5 protein-coding genes and 2 pseudogenes are annotated in these 7,887 nt (G+C 75.1%); 4 read left to right on the top strand and 3 right to left on the bottom strand.

What is annotated here, in order from left to right; translation table 11 throughout:
- Positions 1-448, top strand: a pseudogene (locus ACQRUO_RS37545) (hypothetical protein); the annotation flags it as partial.
- Between the two features lie 105 nt (positions 449-553).
- Here ACQRUO_RS37545 and ppc read toward each other — a convergent pair.
- The gene (gene ppc / locus ACQRUO_RS37540; protein WP_428320665.1) at positions 554-3,325 is read right to left on the bottom strand and encodes a phosphoenolpyruvate carboxylase; all 2,772 of its coding nucleotides are present in this window, start codon (positions 3,323-3,325) and stop codon (positions 554-556) included.
- Positions 3,326-3,630: 305 nt separating this feature from the next.
- Here ppc and ACQRUO_RS37535 point away from each other — a divergent pair, with 305 nt between their 5' ends.
- Positions 3,631-4,905 carry a sensor histidine kinase gene (locus ACQRUO_RS37535; RefSeq protein ID WP_428320663.1) on the top strand — a complete coding sequence of 425 codons (1,275 nt, stop codon included), beginning with the start codon at positions 3,631-3,633 and terminating at the stop codon, positions 4,903-4,905.
- 40 nt (positions 4,906-4,945) lie between these two features.
- Here the strand turns inward: ACQRUO_RS37535 and ACQRUO_RS37530 are convergent, their stop codons facing one another.
- Together ACQRUO_RS37530 and ACQRUO_RS37525 are read right to left on the bottom strand one after the other, a co-directional pair.
- A complete protein-coding gene (locus ACQRUO_RS37530) occupies positions 4,946-5,473 on the bottom strand; it encodes an SUKH-3 domain-containing protein (RefSeq protein ID WP_428320664.1) in 528 nt (175 codons plus the stop codon).
- A 40-nt stretch (positions 5,474-5,513) separates the two neighbouring features.
- On the bottom strand, positions 5,514-5,969 hold the full coding sequence (locus ACQRUO_RS37525) for a YwqJ-related putative deaminase (protein WP_428320662.1): 456 nt from the start codon (positions 5,967-5,969) through the stop codon (positions 5,514-5,516).
- 295 nt (positions 5,970-6,264) lie between these two features.
- Here ACQRUO_RS37525 and ACQRUO_RS37520 point away from each other — a divergent pair, with 295 nt between their 5' ends.
- Together ACQRUO_RS37520 and ACQRUO_RS37515 are read left to right on the top strand one after the other, a co-directional pair.
- The gene (locus tag ACQRUO_RS37520; protein WP_428320661.1) at positions 6,265-7,266 is read left to right on the top strand and encodes an SMI1/KNR4 family protein; all 1,002 of its coding nucleotides are present in this window, start codon (positions 6,265-6,267) and stop codon (positions 7,264-7,266) included.
- A gap of 103 nt (positions 7,267-7,369) precedes the next feature.
- A pseudogene (locus ACQRUO_RS37515) lies at positions 7,370-7,887 on the top strand (SUKH-4 family immunity protein); the annotation flags it as partial.

Below are 7,887 nucleotides of genomic sequence, written 5' to 3'. Positions count from 1 at the left end.
CCCGGCGAGCCCGACGGCCACGCCGCTGCCGGCCGGCTCGCCCAGCGCCACGGCGTCGCCCGCCGCGACCCCCTCGCCGACGGCCACGCCGCTGCCGGCCGGGTGCCCCACGCCCACCCCGACGCCGACCCCGAGCCCGAGCAGTGCCCGCAGCGGCGGTTACGGCTACGGCTACCCCAACGGCTCGCGCGGCGGCACCGGCCGCGGGCGCTCGGGGGTGCCGGCCGCGGCGCCCAGCGCGGTGGACGCCCAGCTGGTGGACGCCCCGCCGCTGCCCTCCGACTCGCCGAGCCCGACCCCGCAGGTCCAGACGAACGCGCTCTCCGGCGCCTTCATCTCCAGCATCGGCAGCAACGCCGGCGTCCCGGCGGTGGCCGGCGGCATGGTGGTGGTGGCCGGCGGCGGGGTGCTCTGGCTCAAGCGCCGGCACACCGACAAGCGCGTCTGAAGGAACCGGACCGCGCCTGAAGCAACCGGACAGCACACCGGGGCCCGGCCGCCGAACGGCGACCGGGCCCCGGTGCGTTGCTGCCGGGACGGCCCGGCAGCGGGATCAGCCGGTGTTGCGCAGGCCGGCGGCGATGCCGTTGACGGTCAGCAGCAGCGCCCGGGCCCGCAGCGGGTCCTCCGGCCGCCCGGCCGTCGCCTCCTCGCGCTGGCGGCGCAGCAGCGCCACCTGCAGGTAGGAGATCGGGTCCAGGTAGGCGTCGCGGACCGTGAAGGTCTGCTTGAGCACCGGGTTGTGCTCCAGCAGCTCGTTCTCGCCGGTCAGCCGCAGCACCTCGCGCAGCGTGCGGTCGTGCTCGGCGGTGATCTGGTCGAAGATGTACTGCAGCTCGGCCGGGACCAGCTGCTCCACGTAGTGGCGGGCGATCCGCAGGTCGGTCTTGGCCAGCGTCATGGCGACGTTGGACAGGAAGTTGCGGAAGAAGTGCCACTTGCCGTACATCTCCGGCAGCACGTCGCCCAGACCCGCCTCGCGGGCCGCGGCCAGGCCGGAGCCGACCCCGTACCAGCCGGGCACGATCTGCCGGGACTGGGTCCAGCCGAAGACCCACGGGATGGCCCGCAGGCCGTCCAGCCCGGCACCCGAGTCGGGGCGGCGGGACGGGCGCGAGCCCAGGTGCAGCGAGGCCAGCTGGTCGACCGGGGTGCTGGCGAAGAAGTACTTCGGCAGGTCCTCCTGGTCCACCAGGGAGCGGTAGGCGGTGTGCGCGGCGGCCGAGACGGTGTCCATCGCCGCGTCCCAGCGGGCCAGCTCCTCGGGGGCCTGGCGCGGGGCGGTGTGCATCGCGGAGGCGGCCAGCGTGGCGGAGAGGGTGAGCTCCAGGTTCTCCCGGGCCAGCGAGGGCAGCAGGTACTTGTCGGAGATCACCTCGCCCTGCTCGGTGACCTTGATCTCGCCCTCCAGGGTGCCCCAGGGCTGGGCCAGGATCGCCGCGTGCGAGGGGCCGCCGCCGCGGCCCACGGTGCCGCCGCGGCCGTGGAACAGCCGCAGCCGGATGCCGTAGCGGTGGGCCACGTCGCGCAGCCGGCGCTGGGCGCGGTGGATCTCCCACTGCGAGGTGGTGATGCCGCCGAACTTGGAGGAGTCGGAGTAGCCGAGCATGACCTCCTGGACGTCCCCGCGCAGCGAGACCAGCAGGCGGTAGGAGGGGTCGGCGAGCATCTCCTCCAGGATCCGGTCGGCCTGCTGGAGCTCGTCGGTGGTCTCCAGCAGCGGCACGATGCCGATCCGGGCGACCCCGGCGTGCAGGTCGATCAGGCCGGCCTCGCGGGCCAGCACGGCGGCCGCGAAGACGTCGTCGGCGCCCTGGCACATGGAGATGATGTAGCTCTCGACGATCTCGTCGCCGAACCGCTCGAAGCCCTCGCGGATGGTGGTGAAGACGCCCAGCGTCTTGGTGCCGGCGGCGTCCAGCGGGGCCGGGGTGGGGGCCAGCGGGCGGCGCGAGCGCAGCTCCTTGGCGAGCAGCTTCTGGCGGTACTCGCGCGGCATGTCGTTGTACCGCCAGGCCTCCTCGCCGAGCCGGTCGAAGAGCTGGCCGAGCGCGTGGTGGTGGGCCTCGGCGTGCTCGCGCACGTCCATGGTGGCCAGCTGCAGGCCGAACGCCTCGACGGTGCGGATCGCCCGGGCCAGCCGGCCGTCGGCGATCAGCTCGCCGCGGTGCGAGCGCAGCGAGTCCTGGATCAGCTTGAGGTCGGCGACCAGCTCGCGGGTGCCCAGGTAGTCGCGGCCGGCCACGTGCGGGGTGCCGGCGGCCAGGCGCTCGCGGGTGTTCTCCAGCTTGAGCCGCACGCAGGTGGCCTTGAGCCGGTAGGGCTCCTCGGCGTTCATCCGCTTGTAGCGCGGGCTCAGCTCGGGCAGCAGCTTGAGGTCGGACTCCAGCGAGGCGAGCAGCTGCTCGGAGGCGCCGGCCAGCCGGACCGAGGTGGAGAGCGCGTTGCGCAGGTCGTCGATGGTCTCCAGGGCGTCCTTGATGCCGTACTCGTGCTGCAGGTTGAGCACGTCCCAGGTGACCTGCGGGGTGACGTTCGGGTTGCCGTCCCGGTCGCCGCCGATCCAGGTGCCGAAGGTCAGCGGGCGGACCCCCTCGGGCAGCGCCACGCCGACCCGGGCGAGCTCCTCGTGGAGCTCCTCCAGCACCTCGGGGACGGCCTCGCGGTACAGCTCGTCCAGGTAGTAGACGGCGTTGCGGGCCTCGTCGGTGGGCTCGGGGCGGGCGATCCGCAGCTCGTCGGTCTGCCAGAGCAGGTCGATCACCTCGGCCAGCCGGCGGTCGGCCGAGCGCTTGGCCGAGCTGTGCCGCTCCGGGTCGGAGGTCGACAGGCCGGTGGCGGCGTGCTCGCGGTGGATCCGCTCGAGCAGTTCACCGATCCGGCGCAGCTTGTTCAGCACGCTGCGGCGGGCCGCCTCGGTGGGGTGCGCGGTGAAGACCGGACGGACCGCCAGGTGGGCCAGGGTGTCGGCGACGTGCTTGGGCTCGGCCTGCCCGAGCTGGTCGGCGGTCTTGGCGAGCAGCGAGCCCTCGCGGGCCCGGCGGGCGGCGAACTCGCGGCCGCGGTGCACCTGCTCGGTGACGTTGGCCAGGTGGAAGTAGGTGGAGAAGGCGCGCACCAGCTTGGCGGCGGTCTCCAGGTCGATGTTGGCGAGCAGTTCCGCGGTGGCCTCGCCGTCGGTGCGGCTGAGCAGCCGGACCTGCTCGACCAGGCCGAGCACCTCGGCGCCCTCCTGCCGCACCAGGGTCTCGCCGAGCAGGTCGCCCAGCCGGCGGATGTCGGCGCGCAGCGCCGCGTTGTCGGCGGCGGTCTCGGCCGGCGGCAGGTCGACGGCGGCGAGGCTCGAAGGTGCCCCGGTCGTGGTCGAGGGGTCAGTGGTCGGCGGGCTCGACTGGTCGGCACTCGGCCGGTCGGCCGAGGTGGGGACCGGAGCGGTCACGGCTGGCTCCCTGGGACGGTGGGCGTGGGCGGCGGCGGACCGCGCTGTCCGACCGGACCAGCATAGGTGTCGGGGCTTGCCCCGTGGTTGAGCCGGTCGCATGCCGGACAGCGCGGCGCTGCCGGTGGTGGACGGACCGTCCGCCGGAAGTCGGTGGGGCGGGCGGGGGTGCCTCGCTTAGGCTGTCGGACATGAGCTTGTCGCCTGGGGCGGGCGCGCAGGACCGCGGCTGGTGGTGGTGGGAGCGGCGGCGGGGCGCGGTGCTGGACGCGCTGCTGGCCGCACTGGCCGCGCTGGAGTGCGCGTCCGGCGGCTGGCAGTTGGTCGCCGAACGGTTGCAGCTGGGCACCGGCCTGGGCGTGCTGGCCGCGGTGATCGGCGCGCTGGGCGGCGCCTCGCTGCTGCTGCGGCGGCGGTGGCCGGCGCTGCCGGTGCTGGTCTCGGTGCTGCTGGTGCCCGGCCTGTTCGGGATCGTGCTGCTGGTGGTCGGCCTCTACACGCTGACCGAGACCTGGGCCTGGCCGCAGGGCCGGCGGCGGGTGGTGGCGCTGGGCACGGTGGTCTTCCTGGAGACCCTCGGCATGGTGCTCTTCACCCTGGTCACCAGCAAGCCGCAGCCCGGCCAGCAGCTGCCCGCCACCTGGGTCTTCGTCCTGGTCTCGGTGCTGGTCACGATCGGGCTGACGGTCGCGCCGGTGGCCACCGGCCTCTACATCGGCGCCCGGCGGCGGCTGGTCGACTCGCTCAAGGACCGCGCGCACGGCCTGGAGGCCGAGCTGGACCTGCTCGCCGAGCGGGCCAGGGAGCGGGCCCGCCGGGCCCGGCTGGAGGAGCGCACCCGGATCGCCCGCGAGATGCACGACGTGGTGGCGCACCGGGTCAGCCTGATGGTGGTGCACGCGGGGGCGCTGGAGCGGATCGTGGCCCGGGACCCGGACAAGGCGGCGCAGAGCGCCAAGCTGATGGCCGAGACCGGGCGGCAGGCGCTGGACGAGCTGCGCGAGATCCTCGGCGTGCTGCGGATGAACGAGGACGCGGCGGCGGAGGGCCCGAGCGGGCTGGTCGACCTGCCGCGGCTGGTCGACCAGTCCAAGGCGGCCGGGATGCAGGTCACCCTGACGGTCAGCGGGGAGCGGCTGCCCTACCGGGGGGAGGCCGAGCAGACCGCCTTCCGGGTGGTCCAGGAGGGGCTGACCAACGCGCACAAGCACGCCGGCGGCGCCCGGGTCTCGGTGCTGCTCGCCTACCTGCCGAACGGGGTGCGGGTGGCTGTGGTGAACGAGAGCCCCGGCGGCCGCGCCGACCAGGTGCGGCTGCCCAGCGGGGGCAACGGGCTGGTCGGGATGGCGGAGCGGGTACAGGCACTCGGCGGCAGCTTCCAGGCCGGGCCGGAGCGGGACGGCGGGTTCCGGGTGGAGGCGCTGCTGCCGTCCCGGCTGGTGGACCGCAGCGACCGGCTGCGTTGAGGCCGGCCGGGCTGGCTGCGCTGCCGCCGGCAGCGGCGCCTCAGGACTGGTCGCCGGCCGCCCGCAGCCGTTGCGGGCGCAGGCCCAGCACCAGGGTGGTGACCGCGTGGTCGAGGTCCGGGCCGAGGAACCACTCGCCGGCGTGGTCCAGGCTGTAGACCCGGCCGGCCTCGTCGATCGCCAGCACCGCCTGCCCGTAGTTCTCCTCGCCCAGCGGCGCGACCCGGCTGTCCAGCGCCCGGGCCAGGTCGGTCAGCGTGCGCGGCAGGTGCAGCCCGCACAGCGGGTCCAGCAGGAACGGGGTGCGGGCCTGCTGGCGCCCGGCGCCGGACAGGTCGAAGGAGAGCCCGCCGAACTCCGCCCAGGCCTCGATCGCGGCCGGGAAGACGGCGTGCGCCGCGCCGTCGGCGGCCGGGCGGGCGAGCAGCTGGTCGGCCCACTCCTCGGCGCGCCGGATCTCCCAGCGGCCCGGGTGCCAGCCGGCCTGCTTGAGGGCGGCGGCGACGTCGGCGGGGAACCGCGGTTGCGAGCGGTTCTGGCCGGGGGCGGTGGGGCTGAGCGGGTTCAGGGGGTACTCCGGGCTCGGGGGACGGTGACCTGAGGCCGGGTCAGGTGGTGGGCCCGACCGCGACGCTCTGCACGGTGAAGTGCTCCAGCAGCGGGGTGCAGGACCGGCAGGGCGGTTGGTGGGTGCCGTGCGCCGGGTCGTCCTGCTCGCGGATCCGCACCGTGGTCAGCTTGCTGCCCTTGAGCGCCTTGCGGGCGTCGTGCAGGCTGAGCGGCTTGCGGGCGGCGCGCTTGGAGCGGCCGGTGTCCACCGTGGTCAGGTACCGGGAGAGCAGCACGGTCTCCGGGCAGCGCCCGGTGAACCGCTCCTGGTGCTCCAGCGGGAGCTTGACCAGGAACTCGGCGACCAGGGGGTGCAGCTCGGGCGGCTCGTCGCCCTTGCGCCCGGCCAGGGTGTGCACCTCGCCGCCGCGCAGCGAGAGGGCCGCGGCGGTGGCGGGCAGCAGGCTGTCCCGGTGGTGGCGCAGCAGTGGTGCGGTGCTGGTGCCGTCGGCCACGGGCTGCTCCTCTCCTTCGGTGTCCGCTCGTCGGTTGCCGGGCGGGGCGGGCGGTTTGTCGCGATTGGCCGGGCTGCCCCGGGGCCAGCCTGCCAAACCTCTCGGACAGTGGATCACCCGGGGGTCCGGGAGGTGTCCTGATGGGCCGTCAGTCTTACGTATCGTTCACAAATGAGATGGGTGACTCCGGATTTTCACGCCCCCTGCGCCGGTGGGCCCGGGCGAGGCCTCGACTAGGACAAGCCTCTGGATACCCTGGTGCCCTGCTACATCGGCTTCAGCAGGGGGCACCCAGATGACGACAGGTCGGCCCGGCACCGCCGCCGCGCCCAACGCGGCCTACGCGGGTCAGGTGGTCCACTTCCCCGACCCGTTGCGGGCGGCCAAGTACCCCGACGGGGTGCGGGTGGACGAGCACGGCTACCCGGACTTCTCGCCGTACGCCGCGGCCGCGGCGGAGGTCGCCGACCCGCCCGAGGGCTTCGGCGTGGACGAGCTGCGGCTGACCGACTACGTCTCGGCCAACGCCGCACTCTTCAGCCAGGGCCACGAGCTCTGGGCCGACCAGGAGACCGCGGTGGCCACCCCGGCCGGCTGGACCTGGCACCACGCGGTCGGCCGGGCGGCCCCCGGCTGGCGGCGGATGGAGCTGGTCCCGGTCGAGGTCAAGGCGCTGCTGCGGCACCACGGCGGCCTGGCCACCTCCGCGGCCGACCACGCGCGGCGCGGCACCCGCCCGCTGCAGGAGCAGCGGGCCGTGCACTTCGCGCTCTCGGTCGAGGGCGTCGACCCGCAGCACGTCGGCGAGGACCTGGTGCAGGCGGCCGAGGAGCGGCTGGGCTACCGGCTGCCCGGCCCCTACCGCGGGTTCCTCAAGCTGGCCGGCGGCCGCCCGCCGGTCGGCGTGGCGCTGGACACCGAGCTCGGCCTGCTGCTCGACCAGCCGTTCCTGACCCTGCGCGAGCAGTTCGAGCTGGACGACCTGGTCTACGCCAACAAGTGCCTGCGCGACCACCTGACCAAGGACTACCTGGGCATCGCCTACGCCCAGGGCGGCATCGTCGCGCTCAAGGTGCGCGGCGAGGACCTCGGCTCGGTCTGGTTCTGCCTCTACGACGACGCCCGCGACAGCGGCGCGCCGGAGGAGGCGGCCGACCGGGTGCGGCGGCTGCTGCTGCGCTGCGGCGACGACTTCGACGACTTCCTGCTCAGGCTGGCCGGCAGCCCGCCCGAGCTGGAGACGGTGGCGGAGCTGATGGTCGACGGCGGGTTCGCCCGCGCGGTGCCGGTGCCGTGAGGCGGCCGGTGAACGGCGCGGCGGCGGTCGGCGGCAGCCGGGCCGGCCGGCGTGCCGGGGAGGGTGTGACAGCGGTGGCGGACAAGGCGGAGGCGGTCCCGGCATGACGATGACGTACGCGCAGGCGCAGGACCTGGCGACGGAGTGGATCAACGGCGGGGTGCCGCACTTCCAGCAGCGCGAGGTGCGGGTGCGGGAGTTCGACCTCGGCTTCGTCTGCTGGGCCGAGGACCGGCCCGGCGGGCCCTCCTCGGACGGCGGGGCGGTCAAGCTGGTGATCGCCCGGGACACCGGGGCGAGCACCCTGTGGCCCGCGCTGCCGGTCAACGAGGTGGTGCGGCGCTACGAGGAGGCCTACGGCCGGCCGGCCGGGGCGACCCCCGGCGCGGCCAAGCCGCAGCCCGCGCCGATCGAGGCGACCTCCTTCCTGCTCAGCCCGCCGCAGTGGGTGCTGGACGCCGGCGCCGCCGCGATCGCAGCGGAGAACGAGCGGCTGGGCGGCGCACAGGGCACCCCGGCCGCGGCGCCCGCCGACCGGCCGGTGCCGGCGACCGGGCCGAGCACGCCGGGTGAGGGCGTGGCGCTCGGCAAGCCCGCCGCGCCGTTCGAGCCGGCCGTGGC

Origin of the sequence: Kitasatospora sp. LaBMicrA B282 (assembly GCF_050325825.1) — a bacterium.
GTDB lineage: Bacteria > Actinomycetota > Actinomycetes > Streptomycetales > Streptomycetaceae > Kitasatospora.
The sequence above is the reverse complement of the archived record's forward strand: the minus strand, read 5'-3'. Positions and strand labels throughout refer to the sequence as shown.